The following is a 19,560-nucleotide window of genomic DNA, read 5'->3' on the forward strand; positions in this document are numbered from 1 at the left end:
AAACGATCAAAATTCAAGAATATTAATTGGGAATATTGAGCGTTTATGCTTAATTAGAACAAGTAAAATAAATGTTGCAGGGGAGATGATCCATACGATTTTGTCAGCTTCGGTAACAAAATGGACATTGGAAAGAAAAATCAATTGAAAACAGGGGAAACACCTAAAGCTGATGAAGTGGTATTGACGAGAAAATAATGATCAAAAATAAGAGCAAAAAAGGAGTAAATATGAGTAAGAAAAAATTAACAGCAAAACGTAAAAAACAGCTATTAACGATGTTTGCGGTGGCTGGTGTGATGGGAAATACTGGGATTGCACCAACGATGGCATTAGCGGATACTTTGACACCAACAGCCGAAACTTCTACTGAACAAACACAGGCGAATGAAGCAAAAGAAGTCATCGATCAAACGATACAAAACGTCACAGATCCGTTAGTAAACCCAACGGATTCAACTACTACAGCTAGTGATTCGTTAGCACCAACCGATGAAACAACGGATGACACCCAAGACCAAGCAACAGAACAAGAGCAAGCAACAGCAGCGACTGCCGACAGTGAAGGGGATGCAACTAATCCAACAGCTGAAGCGCCAAAAGTAGCGCAAAAAGCGAACGTGGCAGCAGCTTCTAAGATAACTGGCACATGGGGTACCAGCTCGTATACTTTTGATGAAAATACAGGAGTATTGACAATCGGAGCAGGTGAGTTAAGTCGATATACAGAATCCCCATGGAATAGCAAAAAAGTATCAGCGGAAGCAATCAGGAAAATTGTCTTATCTGGAAAAGTAGTTGCTCCGGAAAATTCTTGGGCCTTATTTGGTGGTAGTCAATTGCAGAATGTAACTGAAATCGAAGGGTTAAGTCAACTGGATACCAGTAAAGTAACAACTATGGGAAATATGTTTAGAGCTTTGAGTAGCATAACAAGTTTAGATGTAAGTGGCTTTGATACCAGTAACGTAACAAATATGAATGATATGTTTTGGGGTATGAGCAGCGTAACAAGTTTAGATGTAAGTGGCTTTGATACCAGTAACGTAACAACTATGATTTATATGTTTAACGGTCTGAGTAGCGTAACAAGTCTAGATTTAAGCAACTTTGACACTAGCAAAGTAACAGATAGGTGGAATATGTTTGGTGATACTCCACTTAAGAAATTAATTCTAGGAGATACCTTTAAATTTGTAAAATCAGCCAACGGACCAGCAGGCCTTACTTCTGCGTGGATGAGAGAAGATGGCAAAGGGACGTTTTATTCAGCAGCAGATTTCATGAACAACTATGGCACTGGTGACTTGACTGCTGGCACGTATGTTTCTGCTACAGGATGGTGGGGTACCAGTCCGTATAATTTTGATGAAAACACAGGGACATTGACGATCGGAGCAGGTGAGTTAAGTGGCTATGAAGAATCACCTTGGAACAGCGGAACAGTGGATCTTGAAGCAATCAAGAAAATTGTTTTGTCTGGAAAAGTAGTGGCTCCAGAAAATTCAAACTACTTATTTAGTACAAGTACCGCTAATAAGGATCTTACGAATGTAACTGAAATCGAAGGGTTAAGTCAACTGGATACCAGTAACGTAACAGATATGAGTTATATGTTTTTTGGTATGAGCAGTGTAACAGGTTTAGATGTAAGTAGCTTTGATACCAGTAAAGTAAAAAATATGTATAGTATGTTTAACGGTATGAGTAGCGTAAAAAGTCTAGATGTAAGTAGCTTTGATACCAGTAACGTAACATCTATGCCTTATATGTTTACTAATACTTCACTTAAGAAATTAACACTAGGAGACACATTTAAATTTGTAGAAACAGATGGAAAAAACGCAAGTCTTACTTCTGCTTGGATGAGAGAAGATGGCAAAGGGACGTTTTATTCAGCAGCAGATTTCATGAAAAACTATGGCACTGGTGATTTGACTGCTGGCACGTATGTTTCCGTTGAAACAGGCACATGGGGTACTAGTCCGTATATGTTTGATGAAGATACAGGAACGTTAACAATCGGAGCAGGTGAGTTAAGTGGTTTTGTAGAATCGCCATGGTACAAAAACAAAAAAGTAGATGCTACAGCCATCAAGAAAATTGTCTTGTCTGGAAAAGTAGTTGCTCCAGAAAATTCTTTTTTATTATTTAGTGGAAATACCTCGGCTGACAAACCTACGAATGTAACTGAAATCGAAGGGTTAAGTCAACTGGATACCAGTAACGTAACAGATATGAGTAAAATGTTTAAAGGTATGAGTAGCATAACAAGTCTAGATGTAAGTGGCTTTGATACCAGTAAAGTAACAAATATGCAACATATGTTTTCCGGTATGAGCAGCGTAACAAGTCTAGATGTAAGTGGCTTTGATACCAGTAACGTAACAGATATGGCTAATATGTTTCGTGGTATGAGCAGTGTAACAAGTTTAGATGTAAGTGGTTTTGATACCAGTAATATAACAACTATGGAGAATATGTTTTACAATATAAGCAGCGTAACAAGTTTAGATGTAAGTGGTTTTGATACCAGTAACGTAACAACTATGAAGGATATGTTTGCTGATACTTCACTTAATAAATTAACACTAGGCGATCACTTTAAAGCGGTTGGAGACACTGGTTTATCAGCACCGAAAGCATTGAACGATGGAGATCAGCTGACAGGAAATTGGATTCGTGAAGATGGTCAGTCCAAAGGCTATTCACCTGCTGACTTTATGACAAATTACGGCACTGGTGATTTAACGGCAGGAACTTATGTGGCAGAACTAGTGAAAAGTGAGTTGAAACCACAAGAATATCATGTAGGAGATGTCAATATTACTGGAACCTACACAGGGGATATGTCTCTCGGACGATTAACCGTTAATGGCAAAGTGGTCAGCTGGGGCGGTAGCTTCAAAGATGGTCAGTTCAGCTATTATGTCGGTGTTGGCAAATTAAAAGTCGGCGACAAAGTCGTATTAGATGGCTACAACAAAGAGAAGGAATTGATAGATTCCAAAGAGATTGAAGTGATTTCCGAATCTTCAGGATCAATTGATCAGGTGGACACTTATAAGCTAGGTGATTCAACCATTACTGGAACTTATACGGGGGATATCCATAAAGGAAAACTAGTAGTGAATGGGGAAGTAATCAGCTGGGGCGGAACCTATAAAGATGGTAAGTTTAGCTATTATGTGAACTCTCAAATCATCAAAGCAGGGGATCAAGCAACGATTCAAGGCTATGATAAATTCGATACACCACTAGGGGACCCACAACCAGTGACTATAGGAGAACAACTGGGTCAATTAACAGAAGCCCATCGTGTGGGAATCAGTACAGTAATCGAAGGAACCTACACAGGCGATGTTTACCAAGGAATCTTGTTGGTCAATGGCGAAAAAGTTAGTCAAGGCGGCAGCTTCAAAGATGGCAAGTTCAGTTATTATGTAGGAAACCTCAAAGTGTCAGAAGATGATCAAGTAGTCTTGATGGGTGCCAACAATCGAGGACAACAAATTCCAGGATCAGAGATTGGGGTCACTATTCAAACACCAACAGCTGAAATCAACGAACTGACTTATAAAGTCGGCACACAAACGATCAAAGGAGCCTATGGTTCTGATACCCAGGTCCACCAAGGACACTTGTTTGTCAATGGTAAACTGATCAGTAAAGGTGGGAGCTTTAAGGATGGGGCAATCAGTTATTATGTGAAGCCAGACCTAATCAAAGCTGATGATCAAGTAACAATGAATTTCTATGATGGAAGTGGCAACTTATTGGCTGAAAACCAAACAGTTTCTGTAAACTAAGGAAAAATAAATTTATGTAAGTCTAAAAACTGGGGCATTGATTAGAAAAAATCTGATCAATGTCTCAGTTTTCTTGATTTAAGATACGCTCAAAATTAAAACAGGTTGAGCTAAATGATGAATACCGTAATGTGTACAGAGGTTTATATTTTTCGTCAAATAAAATTAAAAATTTATGCCATTTCAAAAGAAAAGTGACAGATAAATGTTTAAAAATTAAATATCAATGAACAAAAACGCAGTCATTTTGAATGAGTATAATTCAGTATATAAGCTAAATTATCTAACTGGGGCAGTGATGAATAATAATTTGTCTTTTTTAAGAGATTCTTTTGGTATAAACTGAATAAGTGGCTTCTTGAACCAAAAGTAATGAATTACAAGAATAGATAGAAGGAAGTGAAAAACAAAATGAAAAATGTATTACTTATGATTAGTTTAATTGCAAATATAGTGTTAGCAGGGGTACTATTTTATACCGTTACAGAGATGAATAAGATTGATGATAAACGAGAGAGTTTAGCAATTGATAATGAGCAATATAAAAAAAATCTAGCTGAATTGAATAGTACAACCGAGAACAATCAAGAAGTACTAGAATCTTCCAGAAACGTTTATGGTAATGAATCTCAAAGCAATTCAGAAAATAGCATAGTGTCAGAAGAATCTACAGAAATTGAACCTCAAAACGCTACAATAACTATAGGAACAAGAGTATTCAACTTTGTAGCAAACGGTTTGACAATTGAGCAAGACCTTAGCAAGCAAGGGAAAATGACCGAGCTTTCTCATGAGTACCCAGTGATTGTTACTACGCCTAGTGCTACACTTGATGGTGTATTGGTGCAAGATAACAACGATAATAATTGCTATATCATGATAGACGGACAAACAATATATAGCGGAACATATCAATAAGTGGAGTAAGATGTGAATATAATTCAGCAGTACGAATGCGGATATATTACTTATGAGGAATTATTAGATGAGATTGGGGGGTACAACCAACGATTGATTAATGAGGTTGGCGTTGACTACTTTAGTTTCCATGTTGCTGCGGCTTTTGGTTATCATACCTATTCGTATTATATTAATAGGTATAGTATTTAGTTATTCTTTTTGTATAGTGATTAAGGTATTGCTACAATGCTGTTCAAATATAATTATTAGTTAAAAAAGGGAATGGGATAATAGTTCTTTCTCAAAAAGAAAATAAGTCCGATTTTGATGTTTATTGTCAAAATCGAACTTATTTTTTCTGTTTATTTTGAACGATTTTCTTAACAATTAAATATTTATATTTTGTGTCAAATAAAATTAAAAATTTATGCCATTTAAAAAGAAAAGTGACACACAAAAAATACATTATATCAGGGGTTTCTTCTTTTTTAAACTTGTGAACTTAGCTGTTTTTTCCCTTTCTATTCTTACTTTTTAGTTTAAAAATATCTATTGTCATTGTGTCGATCAAATCTCCATTTTCTGGACACTAATATCTAAAAATAAATATGATGTAAAATTATGCGTTACTTAGTGTTATGTAGTAATCACACTAATCACCCTGCCAAGATTCCAATCACAACCACCTTTGAACAACATGAAACAACGATGACTAATAACAGTGGATTTAACGTTTCGCAAAATCCATTGGATGGACAATGATATTAGCAATGATGATTTCCCATTCTGATTGTAAAAGATCAATAAAGTTGATATAATAAATACGAAAAGAGGAGTTGCGCTAACAACTCCCTTAACAGCACCGTTTAAGACGGTGACCAGTTTAATATTATTTTTGAAAAATAATCGTCGACCGGCTAAAGCTGACGGTTATTTTTTTTGATTGTTGTTTACAACTGCCAAGATTCCAAAAATGATTGTTGCGATTAAAGAACCGAAACCAATCATTAATCCTAACGCCGTTTCAACAGGCAAAAGGCTTCTCCTTTCTGTAAGATTTTGGAAGTACGCACATACGCACCACCTCACTTTCAATCGGATAGCCACCGTCACAAACTTTACTGTCTTGATTATTATTAGCATATCTAAAATCGATTAAAAATTCTCGATTTTAGTTGTTTTTTCTATAATTTTAGCGAGGTGATCGTGATGGAATAATCTATTGTTTTACTCGGTAAAATTCAGGAAATCAAGACACAGCCATTGCTTGTGCGATTTACATTACCAATGAGCCCTGAACCAATCAATCAGTGGTCAATATAGAAATAACGGATAAATTGCTTATTTTGGAAGAAGGCAATTATACTATTTCAGTAACAGGTCACTTCAATAAACGGAATCACTTAGTCATTGAATCGATGTAAATTAAAAACCCCAATCATTTTATGCGATTGATGAGCATAAAAAAGAAGAGCTGCACTCCTAAATGTGGATTGCAGCTCTTGTTGTTTTACATAGAAACAGGAACAAAGGTCTATTTAGTAGAGACTGGGACAATAGTCTTCTTCAGTAAGAAAAATAAGCTTGATCGTCCTAGTCCCTCGTTTTTTTGAAAGATGTTCCAGACTTTCTTTACTCTTTTTCAAAGTAGTCTTTTTCCGAAAATTCTGCTTTTTGGTAGACACCCTGATCGCCATAATACTTGTTGTAGCGTTGTTTGAACTTTTTAAAAGTAAAGACAACCAATAATTTGATCAATGTGTAGATGGGGATCCCGAAAATTACACCCATGAGTCCTAGTAAATCACCCATCACTAATAAAACAATCAAAATAGTGATTGGATGGACTTGAAGGCGATTGCCCATAACTCGAGGGATAACTAAGTCCCCATGAAGTAATTGGACGATGAACCAGACCAAAACAAACTTAATTGCCATGAATGTCGAGTCTTGGAAAGCAATAAACAATCCAGGAAAGAAGGCAATAAATGGTCCAATGTAAGGAATGATACATAAAATCCCAGCTGCGATTGCTAGTATGCTTGCAAATTCTAAGCCGATCAATAAAAATGTGACCCAATAAACAGCTCCTAAGATGAAAGAAGCAATGATTTGCCCTTTTAAGAAATCACCTAATTGTTGATTGGCGATTTTAGTCAATGTCCGAAAATCTGTACGGAACTTGGGTGGTACGATCCCTAACACAGCTTGATAAAATTTCTGAGGATCTCTTAATAAGAAGAACGCAATGATTGGACCAGTAAACAATGTAATAAAGGTAGATGTTACTGCTGAAAAGATATTCCCGATACTTTGTGCGCCACTTTCCCAATAATCGCCAATAAACGAGGCAAAATTAGATGTCCAATCATCAATCGATGAAAAGAATTGATCGAATGTGTCCGCAAAAGGTGTTTGCGCTAGGAAGTTTTTCAAAGTTTGTATAAAATCGTTGAACAAATCAGGAAAACTAGTCATTAGTGTTTTGGCTTGTTGCTCCAAGAAAGGAACTAACCAAACACTCCCTAAGCCGATCAAAAATAAAATAATGACATAAACGATAGTAACAGATAAATTTCTAGATAGTTTTCGGCTCAAACGTTTGATCAACGGGTCTAGTAAATAATATAAAACTAACGCAAATAGTACTGGGGCGAGTGTCGTCGCAAAAATCACGAAAAATGGTTTAAAAATAAAACCGATCTGCTGAAAAAAGTAGATCACTAAAGCTAACATAATCAACAACCCTAATACATAATAAGAAGTCGTTCCTCCTAGAAAACGTATCAGACGAGACTGATCTTTAGAATTATTCTTCAATTTATTACTCCTTTCAATGTACTAAATCGCTCTAAGTTCAAGATAAAAGTAAAAGGAAATTGTTTTTTACCTATCGGGAACGTCAAGCTGATTTATCTTATTATAGTCGGAACTAGTGACAAAAAGAAAATGATACTGTTCAGAAATGGCTAGAAAATAAAAAGAAATAGTTTTAAGAAAACGCTTGACTATTTATTTAGCGATATGATAAATTAAATCCTGTTGCTAAAGCGTAAAGATTACGATTTGGTAACTTTAATCGTAAAATGAAAGAAGATGAAGGAGTGCCGTCAAATGAAGCGTTTGGTTTATTTATTAGGGATAGTAGCTACTGTTTGTATACTTGCCAGTTGTGGCAATCAACAAGAAGCCGCGAACAAAAAAGAAAAATTGCAGGTGATGACGACTTTTTATCCAATGTATGATTTCACGAAAGAAGTAGTGGGAGATGAAGGAGAAGTTGAGTTATTGATTCCTGCTGGGACAGATTCACACGACTATGAGCCGTCAGCAAAAGATATGGCAAAAATTCAAAATGCGGATGTCTTTGTCTATAACAACGAAAATATGGAAACCTGGGTACCAGCAATCCAAAACACATTGAAAGAGGGGAATGTGTTAGCAGTCAAAGCGACTGAAGGGATGTTGTTGTTACCGGGTAGTGAAGAAGGACATGACCATAGTCATGGCGAAGCAGGGCATTCTCATGAATTAGACCCGCATGTTTGGTTAGCTCCAAGTTTAGCAATGAAACAAGTAAAAAGTATAAGGGATCAACTGATCACAAAATACCCCGATAAAAAAGAAGCCTTTACTAAAAATGCGGAGAATTATTTAGAAAAATTACAAGAACTTCATCAGAGTTATCAGGATACCTTAAGTAAAGCAAAACAAAAATCTTTTGTTACCCAACATGCCGCATTCAACTATTTGGCATTAGAGTATGGACTGAATCAAGTGTCAATAGCTGGCTTATCCTCAAGTGAGGAGCCTTCAGCCGCAAGAATTGCTGAATTAAAACAGTTTGTAAAAGATCATGGGATCAAATATATTTATTTTGAAGAAAATGCTAAAGACAGTATCGCTAGAACTCTAGCAAATGAAGCCGGCGTTTCTTTGGCTGTCTTGAATCCTCTAGAAGGTTTAACGAAAGAACAACTTGCAAATGGTGAAAACTACGTAACCATAATGAAAGAAAACCTCAAGTCGTTACAAAAAACGACAGATACAGTGAATCCACTGGAAGCCACACTGAAACCAGAAAAAGAAAAAAATGTATATAATGGTTACTTTGAAGATTCAGCTGTGAAAGACCGCAAATTGTCCGATTGGAAAGGGCAATGGCAAACGGTCGATAACTATTTAGCTGATGGAACCTTAGATCCCGTATTTGAGTATAAGGCAAAAATCGATCCAAAAAAATCAGCAAAAGAGTACAAGGATTATTATACCGTCGGATACCAGACGGATGTCGAAAAGATCAAGATTGACGGAGATCGAATGGCATTTACTTTTAAAAATGGTGAGACGGAGCAATCATCTTACCGATATGCAGGTAAAAGAGTTTTGAATTACGCTGCAGGAAATCGAGGCGTACGCTACTTATTTGAAGCAGTAGAGCCAGAAAGTGGCGCTTATCGATATGTACAATTCAGTGATCATTCGATTGCACCAACAGATTCGGAACATTTTCATATCTATTTAGGGAATGAAAGTCAAGAAAGTTTACTGGCAGAAATGGATCATTGGCCAACTTTTTATCCAGTGGAGATGAGTGGGCAAGAAATTGCGCAAGAAATGCTGTTACATTAAACTACAAAATAGGAACAAGAAAAGATAAATAAGAAAAAATGAGCAAAACAAACAGACGAGTTTTGCTCATTTTTTTGTTTGTTTTTGGGGAGAAGTCTGAGATTTACGAGATCAATTTTTTTAAACCACGTACAGAAGCCGGAATCACTTCGCCATTTGCTAACGTGATTTCACGAGTTTTTTTGTTGATCGTACGGACATTTTGAGTATTGATCACGTATGATTTATGGCAGCGGATAAAATGACGGTTCATTTTCTCTATTTCTTTGATTTTATCATAGAACTGCATTTGCGCATGAGTCAAATGAACCTCTAATTTATGTGGCGTTCCTGGGGAAGTAGAGAAATACTGGATATCTTTGATCGGCAGAAATTTTATTTCATCGTTAAATTCGATTTTAAAAATATCTTTTTGTAAAGGAGTCGCTTTGACATCTTCAAAGATCTTACTTAAAATACGTTCCACATTTTCTTTTAAATCAAAAATATCTTCTTTGATAATATAATCAGTCGGTTCAATATTGCTCTTTAAGATAGACATTGAAAGATCTGTATGAGAAGTAACATAAATAATTTTTCCTAAAGGATCTAGATCTCTTACGCGTTTTCCGATCATAATACCATCTAGATCGCTATCTTTTAATTCAATGTCTAAAAAATAAATACCAAAAGATGAGGTTCGTACTCTAGCTGCTTGAAGAAGTTCAATTGGATCAGAAGTGGCGATATGGACATAACTATCCAAATTCTCAATCATAATTCGATTTTTGATCACTGCTGAAATTACTTCCAACTGTTTCGTGTCATCTTCGCAAATATAAATTGGAATCATACGAATACTCCTTTATTTTGTTTGTATATAGATTGTCTGAGAAAAACGTTGATTCTCAATAGATGTCTCTAAAAAGATATAAGGATTGGCCTTTGACAGCTCATCCAAAATGAATAAACCGAGTCCTTCGTTTTTAGGATCTTTTTTTGTTGAAAAACCTTTTTGTTTTAATTGATTTAACGGAAGTGTATTCATCGTTGTATTGATGACACGAATAATCACTGAGTTTTTCTTTTTTAAAACAAAGAGTTCAATTTTCTTCTTTTTAGTAATTAAAGCTCCTTCAATCGCATTATCTAAAATAATACCTAACATTCGGACGATGTTTACTGTGTGTTTTTTCTTTAAAGTGATCTCTTCTGGAATAACAAGATGCACGGATAATCCTTTTTCTTGTGCCATCATTAATTTCAAAGACAATAAGCTTCTTATTTCAGGAATTTTTATGTTATCTAACAGACTAAGGTTTGCTGGGAAAAGATCCATCATTTGACGAGTGGGTAAGATATTTTGATTGTAGTACTTACGTAATCCCTCCAGGTCACCTTCAGCAAGATAACTATTCATTGAAAAAAGCAAGTTTTGATAATCATGCTTGAATTCTCTAAGATCTTGATAGTTTTTTTCTAGATCACGGATGTAATCTTGTTGCATTTGCATACGCTGTTCTAACAATTGGTCTGCCATTTTTCTCTTTGAAATTTTCCAATAATAAATGAGGATAAACAGCCCGCCACAGAGATAAAGAATGAAAAAGCCAGTGTTGATAGTTAAAATTTGGGGAGTCTCGCCAGAAAAACGTGTATAAAAGATAACGATATAATAGGTAAATAACATCAACGCGCCAACGGTTCCAATCATTCGGCGATCCAACCCATGGAAATTTTCTAAGGCTTTTTTAAAGGCTAAAGCAAGTAAGATCGATAACGTCGCAGAAATGACGATATGAATATACTGCAAGGAATCTCCTGGTTCAATGACAGCAGATTTCAAAATAAAAAAATCGCTGATGCTCGTCAAATGGTCTCCTAAAAGCGAAGTAAGCAATCCCCAAGGAAGAGCATAAACCAGTTTTTGCGGGGAAGTAGAAAAGAAGAAGAATGTTAGCATCAGCATACCTATAGCAAATAAAGCAGTAAATATCCCAAATAAAGGATACATAAAACCTAACAAGACACAAGAGATTAAAATAGTGGTAACGAATAAGTATTTCTTTTTAATTTGGTGTTCAATGAGTAATACACAAATTGTGTAAATTAAATATTGCAAGGCTATGGACCACAAAAACATAAAGTACAGCTCCCATTGATTTTTACCAAATTATAGCATATTTATTGAATTATTTTTTTAATTTTTCAGGGATTTTAAACTCTGAACTCATACCAAAGCAGCATCCAGACACAAAGAAGTCAGACAAATTAGTAAGTTGTTTAATGATTGTTTTTTTCATAGAAAATTCCTCCAAGATTCATTATATAATTCGTAATTGGAAGCAGCGTAGCTATTTCTAAAATAATCCCGAGAAGCAAGTAAGTAGAAAAGTAAGAATTAGCGAAAAATAAAATAGTTATTGCAAATAGAAGAAACATGAAAATTGCTTTTTTTAACAGTGGTGGGCGTTTTTCAGGTTCAATGGGATTGATTGCTGTACCTTTTGATCCATAGCGAAGCAACAATAAGAAACAGATGATCAATGAAATGACCTTCAGTGGGGAAGAGATGGTCACATCAAAGTGTTTCATTAAGAGGGGAACGCCCCACAAATAAAGCAAAGTCCATAGTAAACAAACAAATTCAGAATCAGAATGAAGTCCGTAAGCATAGCGACGGATACAAATATAAGAAAGAAAGGTCAATCCTGTTTCGACCCAAGAACCGGTTATTAAAGAAAATACTAAAACAACGGCCAATTTGCCAAGGTTATTCATTAATACATCAAGGGCAAATTTTACTTGGAGATAAACCATTTCATCTTCTATTTTTTCACCACTGAATAATGTGTCTAATATTCTATTTACAACTTTATTTTTCATCCAACGTACCTCCAATAACGATTTTATTCTAAATTTGTTAAAAATAGTGTTTCGATTCATAAAAGGTTGTTTTGACATCAAAACCGTAAAAAAAAGATCAAAAAATTCAGTTAGATCTTTCTTTTTTGAGTATTTTATAAATGGCAGATAAAAAAAGTGAACGGTTTTGACATGAAAAGGGCTTTTTATGATTTTTATGTGTTCTCTGCCTAGAAGTGTGTTAAAAATTGATTGACTTAAAAAATATTGGAGGAACTATCATGGGGAATGAACAAGTAATGGAGAAAATGGATGAGCAATTATTTGAAGTTGGTGAAACAGGTGCTTTTGTTTCAGATTTATTTGAAGCGCCTATCAAAGGAGAAATTGAAAAAGTTTATGAAAACAGCGTGATGATCCGGGTCATCAAATGTGCAGTAGAAGATAATGAAACTGCCGACAGTTTGCATTGGCAACTTGTTGTTCGAAAATCAAGTGCGATAATGGAATGAATAAAAATAAACATAAACACAACAAATAGGCTGAGGTACTGTCCGAGTATCCTGTAAATCAGTCTATTTGTTGTGTTTTGAAGTATAGTGATTTTTTAGTTGGCCATTAAAGTGAACACGCTTGTCCTTATTTTTTGGATAAGACTATATGACGTTGGTAAAATTTCCATACTTGAATGCTTTGAACAATTGCTATGATTAAAAATAAAACAGCCACTAATAAAATAGCAAAATGCCCAAATAAATGGTGGCAAAAAACGAGAACGCCTGCACCACTGATGAAAGCCAGAACAACTGTCAGAAAATGGAAAAAACGATCGAACGCTGCTTTTTCTTTTGTGACAAGAGAATCGTATAAGTTAGTAGCAACTCCTTTTAGATTCCCCGTAGTAAAAAGATTAGTATAAGCTCGTCCATCGATTTTATCAAAAGCGACCCATTGAATAGCTGCTGTAAATGCAATCATGATGGTTACGATGGCTGGGTGGATACTGATTGGAGTCAGACTGACTAAGAAAAAGATAATTGCTTCGTAGTAAAGAACATACAAACGCCAATAGTGTTTTTCTTTCTTTTTGAAATAATCAATCAAAAATTTTGTCAGTAAAATCCCTAAAAAAAAGAAGACAGTAGAAAGAATTTTTTTTCCAACGCTAATCCATTCACCATCGAAAGCTTGGATGATTGCTAAGACAATATTACCCGTTTGTGCTGAAGCAAATGCGTTATATTGAATATATGTATAACTGTCCATTGCGCCACCGATAAAGGATAATAAAAGTCCGATTGTCCGTCCTTCATGAAATGAAGTACTCATTTATATTCACCTTCAAATTAATATATTTGTCTTTTTTATTCTATCATATTGGTTATATGTTTTTGATATTTTATAGATAATTTTCAGAAAAGGTCAGTGTTTGCTAAAGTCATTTTAATTTTTAGAAAGGTCTGTTAGTATAAAAGAAAAATATTGACCATTTATATATAGAAAGATGTGAAAACAATCAATCAAGGGAATGAAAAAGAAATACTTCGCTTACAAAGAGAAATCAGTCATTGGGAAAAAAGATATGAGAAGCTCCAACAAATTTTCCGGATGCAAGAAGAGATCATTGCAAGCTATGAAGCAGCTTATGGTGAAGCACCTGGGCTGATTGAGGAAGAAAAAGAAACGAATAATAGTCATTCATTTTTCGATATGATGGAAAAGCGCTCCTACAATCGTTTTAATTACGAGCAAAAAGCAGCGATTACTTACAATATGGAAAAAAATCTAAGGATCATTGCAGGAGCGGGAAGTGGGAAGACCCAAACAATTTGTGCAAAAGCTGTCTATTTAATGACTGAAAATCAGGTAGATGAGCAACGGATATTGATGATCACTTTTACGAGAAATGCTGCGAATGAATTGAAAAAGCGAGTAGATAATTTTAGCCAACGAAAGACCAATGTTCATATAGGAACTTTTCATAGTATCTTTTTTCGTTTGTACAATGATATTTGTCGCCAATTCCCAGAAGTAGTCACTGAAGGGATACAGGGAGAATTTTCAAAAGAGACCTCATACAAAGTCAGTGGACTAATACAACAACTTATTCGTAAGTATAATTTATACGCTTTTGATCAATATGGAGAAAAAAATTTGGCGGCACGTCTTGATTATTGGCAGAATATGAACTTATCAATAGAAGAAACGCGAGTATTGATAAAAGAAAACTTTGACTTTATTGAACCGAATGCAACTATGCCGATTTCCGAAAGAATGACCCACTTCATGCGAGAACTGCAAGCACAAAAGAAAGAGCAACATCTTTTTGAATTCAATGATGTTCTAAGTAATTTAAAACAAGCCTTGCAGAACGAAGAAATCAGAAACTTCGTGGGACAAAAATATGATTATTTATTTATTGATGAATTTCAAGACACGAATCCTTTACAGTGGGAAATTGTTCGCCTGATCACGAAGGAAACACCAATGAAACTTATTGTGGTCGGTGACGATGATCAAAGTATCTATGGGTTTCGAGGTTCGGAACCTTCTTATATTAAAAATTTTGACCAAGAGTACGCAACGAAGACGCTTTTTTTATTAACCAACTATCGTTCACGTGCCACCATTGTTCAAGGAGCGAATCGCTTAATTACATTTAATAAAAATGATCGTATCCAAAAAGCAATGATTCCAGCTAAGAAAGAGGCGGGGATCATGCAGGCGCTAGCTTTTGATGATATACAAGCTGAAAGTCGCTGGATCATTGAACAAATCAAAACATTGATTAAACATAAAGGAAAATACAAAGAATCAATCGTTTTATATCGGTCGTTAACGCAAACCCAGCAATTAGTCCAAGACTTGTTACAGACGGATATCCCCTTTGTGCTAGAAGCAGATGGCCCATACGAAGGGATATTTGGAATAAAACTATTTCAACAGTTCTATCAAAGGATTCTTTACTGGCAAAATGCAACTACTTATCAAAAAAAGACACAAGGTTATCAACAAGTACTCTATCAGTTAATGATTAATTGCTATTTCAAGAAGGCTGAATGTGAGGACTATTTTTCTAAACGAAATAAAGTAACAGATATTGTGGAATATATCCTTTCTGTAAAGCCGCATTTAAAAACAAAAGAAAAAGAGATTCATCGGTTTGTAAAGGACCTTCATACTTTTGATAAAAATGGCGGAAAAGGTTTTGATCGTTTAATTCAAAGCTACCTTAAATTAAGTCGACCAACTAAAGAAATAGACGGTAGTGAGCGTGAATGGTTGTTAGGAACGCTCAAACAATTTCCAACATTAGAAAAAATCAACCATTTAGAAAAAGACATCCAAGCAGTTGCGAAACAACTAAAAACTCGTTTAATCGCTTACCGACAAGGAAAACTTGATGCTTTATGCATTCAAAGTATTCATAGGAGTAAAGGCTTAAGCTATCGCAATGTTTTTTTAGTTGGTTGTAATGAAGGAGCTATTCCTTACAATGGTGCCTCTGATAAAGCAGCCATTAGTTTGGATAAGGTCAAGGCAGAGCATGTGACAACAGTCGAAGAAGAACGCCGTCTTTTTTATGTAGCAATGACCCGAGCAAGGAATCGTCTCTATTTGTGTATACCTTTGATGAAGGGGACGAGAAAATTGAAAACTTCTAGATTTATTAGAGAAACAGGTTGTAAAATTAAAAAAATACATGTTTGATCACATAAAAAACGATATTATTAGGTAAAAAATACTAATAATATCGTTTTTTTTATGTATTTTTCTTCTTTTTTTTATACAAAATAAATTAATTTTTTTCATATAAACACAGGATTAAAAGGGTTTAATAGCAAAGAAGAATAAATTTTCTGAATTTTAATAGCTAATAATTGGTGTTTTTTATAACTTTCAGTTAGAATGGGATTATAATTAAAAAGGAGTGAGAGAATGATAAAAGTATATACTTCCCCTAGCTGTACTTCTTGTAGAAAGGCAAGAGCATGGTTGCAAGAAAATCGTTTAGATTTTGAAGAAAAAAATATTTTTGCAGAGCCGATATCAGAAAATGAAATACGTGAAATTTTAGCAGCCACTAACGGAGGCGTTGAAGACATTATCTCTACTCGCTCAAAAATATACGAAAAATTAGCTATTGACTTCAACGAGCTCACATTAAAGCAAATGATCGTCCTTTTTAAACAATATCCTTCTTTACTAAGACGTCCGATCTTAATTGATGAAAAAAGAATATTGATCGGTTTTAATGAAGATGAAATTCGTTCGTTTGTTCCAAGAGAAATTCGTTCAGTTGCAAGAAGAATGATTTATATGCAAAACAGTATCTTCAGTTAAATTTAAAAAAGGAGGAATCTTGTGAAGGTATACGGGTCGGCGCATTGTGTGACGTGTCTAAAAGCAAAGCAGTGGTTAGAAGAACATCATCTCTCTTATCAGTTTATTGATTTAGATCAGAGAGAGCTAACCGTTAAGGAAGCAAAAGAATTGTGTGGGTTTGAGAATGTTCACGCGGAACGACTGTTCGCCACTTGGTCACAAGGTTTCAAAAATCTGGAAATTGATTTATCTACTATTAATGAACAACAATTGATTGTTTTGTGTAGAACACATGGAGAACTAATCAGACGTCCGCTGATTATTTTTGATAATGTTTTATTTGTTGGGTTTAATGAGGAATTAATGGAGAAATTAATTGCAAGCCAATAAATACAGGATGACCTCAGTGGCAAAAAAACGAAATAGTCGGTTAGAGGAGATGGATGGCTATTCATTTCCTTTTTTTGTGAGTGATCTTTTCTAAAAGAAACTTGTCTCGGTCTCTTCTATTATCTCTAAAAACGAATAAACGGCGTTCAAGAAGCAACTCCTCAACAATAAGCGATGATTTTCTAAAATATGAGGAGCTATTTTAAAAAATCCTCTCTTATTCGCTCGGAGCTGAACGCTTCTTTCGCAGCCTCTTGCTAAACGGTGTTCAAACATCAGCTCCTTGAAATAAGCCTGGATTTTTCAAAACATGAGAAGCTGTTTCAAAAAATTCTTTCTTATTGTCATCAGAGCTACCCGATGTTTTCACGACCTCTGATTCACGGTGAGACAAAAGCAGCATCTTCGGAAATTTCTTCTTATTTCTTGATGCTGCTTTTGTCTCAACCTCATTGATCAACGGGAAAACGATGAACGCTCATCAATGGGGCAACTGTGTGGAGCAACCAAAGATGTCATAAATGGACAACAGCTGAAAGAAGTCTTACGGTTCGATTATCTGGATAGCCAGAATCAGTAGAATGACTATGGCTTATTTAATATAGAAAAGCTGAAACCAAGAGTGATAACCTATACCAAAGGTTTAAATACTTATTGACATGTGTAAAATTACATGGTATATTCTTTTTTGTTGTTTTTAGTTACTCGTTTTAAAAAAATGAAGTAATAAAAAAGATTCAAAAAGTTCTTGACGTATGAGTTATCACATGATAAGATAACTGAGTCGTTAAAAACCGACAGCTTATGAAGCTTGATTTCATCGAAAAAAACTTCAAAAAAGTTGTTGACAAATAACAAACGATGAGTTATGATAAATGAGTTGCTGAAGCGTTTCTGAAAAACGAATTGAAAAAACTTTTGAAAAATAGTTGACAAACAAATGTCGATCTGTTATGATATAAAAGTTGTTACGGCAATATCGAGTGATTAATCGCTAGCTCGTTAAGAAGTTTCAACTTTAAATCAAGTAGCATTAATCAAGTAGACCTTTGAAAACTGAACAAAGCAAAGACAAACCAAATGTGTAGGGCGTCTTGATTGATTCAAGACAACAAACATTTTTAACAAGCAAGCAATATGCTAGCAAACAATTGAGCTTAACAATCGCAAGATTGTTCGAACTTTTTATGAGAGTTTGATCCTGGCTCAGGACGAACGCTGGCGGCGTGCCTAATACATGCAAGTCGAACGCTTCTTTTTCCACCGGAGCTTGCTCCACCGGAAAAAGAGGAGTGGCGAACGGGTGAGTAACACGTGGGTAACCTGCCCATCAGAAGGGGATAACACTTGGAAACAGGTGCTAATACCGTATAACAATCGAAACCGCATGGTTTTGATTTGAAAGGCGCTTTCGGGTGTCGCTGATGGATGGACCCGCGGTGCATTAGCTAGTTGGTGAGGTAACGGCTTACCAAGGCGACGATGCATAGCCGACCTGAGAGGGTGATCGGCCACATTGGGACTGAGACACGGCCCAAACTCCTACGGGAGGCAGCAGTAGGGAATCTTCGGCAATGGACGAAAGTCTGACCGAGCAACGCCGCGTGAGTGAAGAAGGTTTTCGGATCGTAAAACTCTGTTGTTAGAGAAGAACAAGGATGAGAGTAACTGTTCATCCCTTGACGGTATCTAACCAGAAAGCCACGGCTAACTACGTGCCAGCAGCCGCGGTAATACGTAGGTGGCAAGCGTTGTCCGGATTTATTGGGCGTAAAGCGAGCGCAGGCGGTTTCTTAAGTCTGATGTGAAAGCCCCCGGCTCAACCGGGGAGGGTCATTGGAAACTGGGAGACTTGAGTGCAGAAGAGGAGAGTGGAATTCCATGTGTAGCGGTGAAATGCGTAGATATATGGAGGAACACCAGTGGCGAAGGCGGCTCTCTGGTCTGTAACTGACGCTGAGGCTCGAAAGCGTGGGGAGCAAACAGGATTAGATACCCTGGTAGTCCACGCCGTAAACGATGAGTGCTAAGTGTTGGAGGGTTTCCGCCCTTCAGTGCTGCAGCTAACGCATTAAGCACTCCGCCTGGGGAGTACGACCGCAAGGTTGAAACTCAAAGGAATTGACGGGGGCCCGCACAAGCGGTGGAGCATGTGGTTTAATTCGAAGCAACGCGAAGAACCTTACCAGGTCTTGACATCCTTTGACCACTCTAGAGATAGAGCTTCCCCTTCGGGGGCAAAGTGACAGGTGGTGCATGGTTGTCGTCAGCTCGTGTCGTGAGATGTTGGGTTAAGTCCCGCAACGAGCGCAACCCTTATTGTTAGTTGCCATCATTTAGTTGGGCACTCTAGCAAGACTGCCGGTGACAAACCGGAGGAAGGTGGGGATGACGTCAAATCATCATGCCCCTTATGACCTGGGCTACACACGTGCTACAATGGGAAGTACAACGAGTCGCAAAGTCGCGAGGCTAAGCTAATCTCTTAAAGCTTCTCTCAGTTCGGATTGTAGGCTGCAACTCGCCTACATGAAGCCGGAATCGCTAGTAATCGCGGATCAGCACGCCGCGGTGAATACGTTCCCGGGCCTTGTACACACCGCCCGTCACACCACGAGAGTTTGTAACACCCGAAGTCGGTGAGGTAACCTTTTGGAGC

14 protein-coding genes and 1 rRNA gene (1 of these 15 running past the window's edge) are annotated in these 19,560 nt (G+C 36.3%); 9 read left to right on the plus strand and 6 right to left on the minus strand.

Features of this window, described 5'->3' with window-relative positions:
- Positions 1–230 precede the first annotated feature (230 nt).
- The 3 genes from IGJ32_RS01520 (at position 231) to IGJ32_RS01530 (ending at position 4,919) form a co-directional block, all read left to right on the plus strand.
- Positions 231–3,809: an immunoglobulin-like domain-containing protein gene (locus IGJ32_RS01520; protein ID WP_342082086.1), complete on the plus strand. Its 3,579-nt coding sequence runs from the start codon at positions 231–233 to the stop codon at positions 3,807–3,809.
- Between the two features lie 411 nt (positions 3,810–4,220).
- Entirely contained in the window at positions 4,221–4,727 is a 507-nt protein-coding gene (locus tag IGJ32_RS01525) for a hypothetical protein (protein WP_342082087.1), read from the plus strand.
- 12 nt (positions 4,728–4,739) lie between these two features.
- Positions 4,740–4,919, plus strand: coding sequence for a hypothetical protein (locus IGJ32_RS01530; protein WP_094940478.1), 180 nt, complete (start codon positions 4,740–4,742; stop codon positions 4,917–4,919).
- A gap of 720 nt (positions 4,920–5,639) precedes the next feature.
- On the opposite strand, the gene IGJ32_RS01535 is transcribed toward IGJ32_RS01530, so the two are convergent.
- Positions 5,640–5,744, minus strand: a complete 105-nt coding sequence (locus IGJ32_RS01535) for a putative holin-like toxin (protein ID WP_223603620.1) — start codon at positions 5,742–5,744, stop codon at positions 5,640–5,642.
- 597 nt (positions 5,745–6,341) lie between these two features.
- The gene (locus tag IGJ32_RS01540; protein ID WP_010720222.1) at positions 6,342–7,529 is read right to left on the minus strand and encodes an AI-2E family transporter; all 1,188 of its coding nucleotides are present in this window, start codon (positions 7,527–7,529) and stop codon (positions 6,342–6,344) included.
- 294 nt (positions 7,530–7,823) lie between these two features.
- Between IGJ32_RS01540 and IGJ32_RS01545 the strand changes: the two genes are divergently transcribed.
- Entirely contained in the window at positions 7,824–9,341 is a 1,518-nt protein-coding gene (locus IGJ32_RS01545; protein ID WP_240273824.1) for a zinc ABC transporter substrate-binding protein AdcA, read from the plus strand.
- A 103-nt stretch (positions 9,342–9,444) separates the two neighbouring features.
- On the opposite strand, the gene IGJ32_RS01550 is transcribed toward IGJ32_RS01545, so the two are convergent.
- The 3 genes from IGJ32_RS01550 to IGJ32_RS01560 form a co-directional block, all read right to left on the minus strand.
- Entirely contained in the window at positions 9,445–10,173 is a 729-nt protein-coding gene (locus tag IGJ32_RS01550) for a LytR/AlgR family response regulator transcription factor (protein WP_010720220.1), read from the minus strand.
- A gap of 12 nt (positions 10,174–10,185) precedes the next feature.
- Positions 10,186–11,463 (minus strand): sensor histidine kinase, encoded by a 1,278-nt coding sequence (locus tag IGJ32_RS01555; RefSeq protein WP_010736951.1) that lies wholly within the window; start codon positions 11,461–11,463, stop codon positions 10,186–10,188.
- 140 nt (positions 11,464–11,603) lie between these two features.
- Positions 11,604–12,206, minus strand: a complete 603-nt coding sequence (locus IGJ32_RS01560; RefSeq protein WP_010736952.1) for an accessory gene regulator B family protein — start codon at positions 12,204–12,206, stop codon at positions 11,604–11,606.
- A 260-nt stretch (positions 12,207–12,466) separates the two neighbouring features.
- Here IGJ32_RS01560 and IGJ32_RS01565 point away from each other — a divergent pair, with 260 nt between their 5' ends.
- Positions 12,467–12,697 (plus strand): hypothetical protein, encoded by a 231-nt coding sequence (locus IGJ32_RS01565; RefSeq protein ID WP_010720217.1) that lies wholly within the window; start codon positions 12,467–12,469, stop codon positions 12,695–12,697.
- 127 nt (positions 12,698–12,824) lie between these two features.
- Here IGJ32_RS01565 and IGJ32_RS01570 read toward each other — a convergent pair whose 3' ends face one another.
- Complete coding sequence (locus IGJ32_RS01570; protein WP_010736953.1) at positions 12,825–13,514, minus strand: YoaK family protein; 690 nt, start codon at positions 13,512–13,514, stop codon at positions 12,825–12,827.
- 177 nt (positions 13,515–13,691) lie between these two features.
- Here IGJ32_RS01570 and IGJ32_RS01575 point away from each other — a divergent pair, with 177 nt between their 5' ends.
- The 4 genes from IGJ32_RS01575 to IGJ32_RS01590 all read left to right on the plus strand — a co-directional run.
- The gene (locus tag IGJ32_RS01575; protein WP_010720215.1) at positions 13,692–15,896 is read left to right on the plus strand and encodes an ATP-dependent helicase; all 2,205 of its coding nucleotides are present in this window, start codon (positions 13,692–13,694) and stop codon (positions 15,894–15,896) included.
- A gap of 228 nt (positions 15,897–16,124) precedes the next feature.
- Entirely contained in the window at positions 16,125–16,529 is a 405-nt protein-coding gene (locus IGJ32_RS01580) for a Spx/MgsR family RNA polymerase-binding regulatory protein (protein WP_010720214.1), read from the plus strand.
- A 21-nt stretch (positions 16,530–16,550) separates the two neighbouring features.
- Positions 16,551–16,901: a Spx/MgsR family RNA polymerase-binding regulatory protein gene (locus tag IGJ32_RS01585; protein WP_010720213.1), complete on the plus strand. Its 351-nt coding sequence runs from the start codon at positions 16,551–16,553 to the stop codon at positions 16,899–16,901.
- 1,183 nt (positions 16,902–18,084) lie between these two features.
- Positions 18,085–19,560: ribosomal RNA gene (locus IGJ32_RS01590) — 16S ribosomal RNA — on the plus strand (it continues 84 nt past the right edge of the window).

Origin of the sequence: Enterococcus sp. DIV1639a, from assembly GCF_050530445.1 — a bacterium.
Lineage (GTDB): Bacteria > Bacillota > Bacilli > Lactobacillales > Enterococcaceae > Enterococcus_B > Enterococcus_B hirae.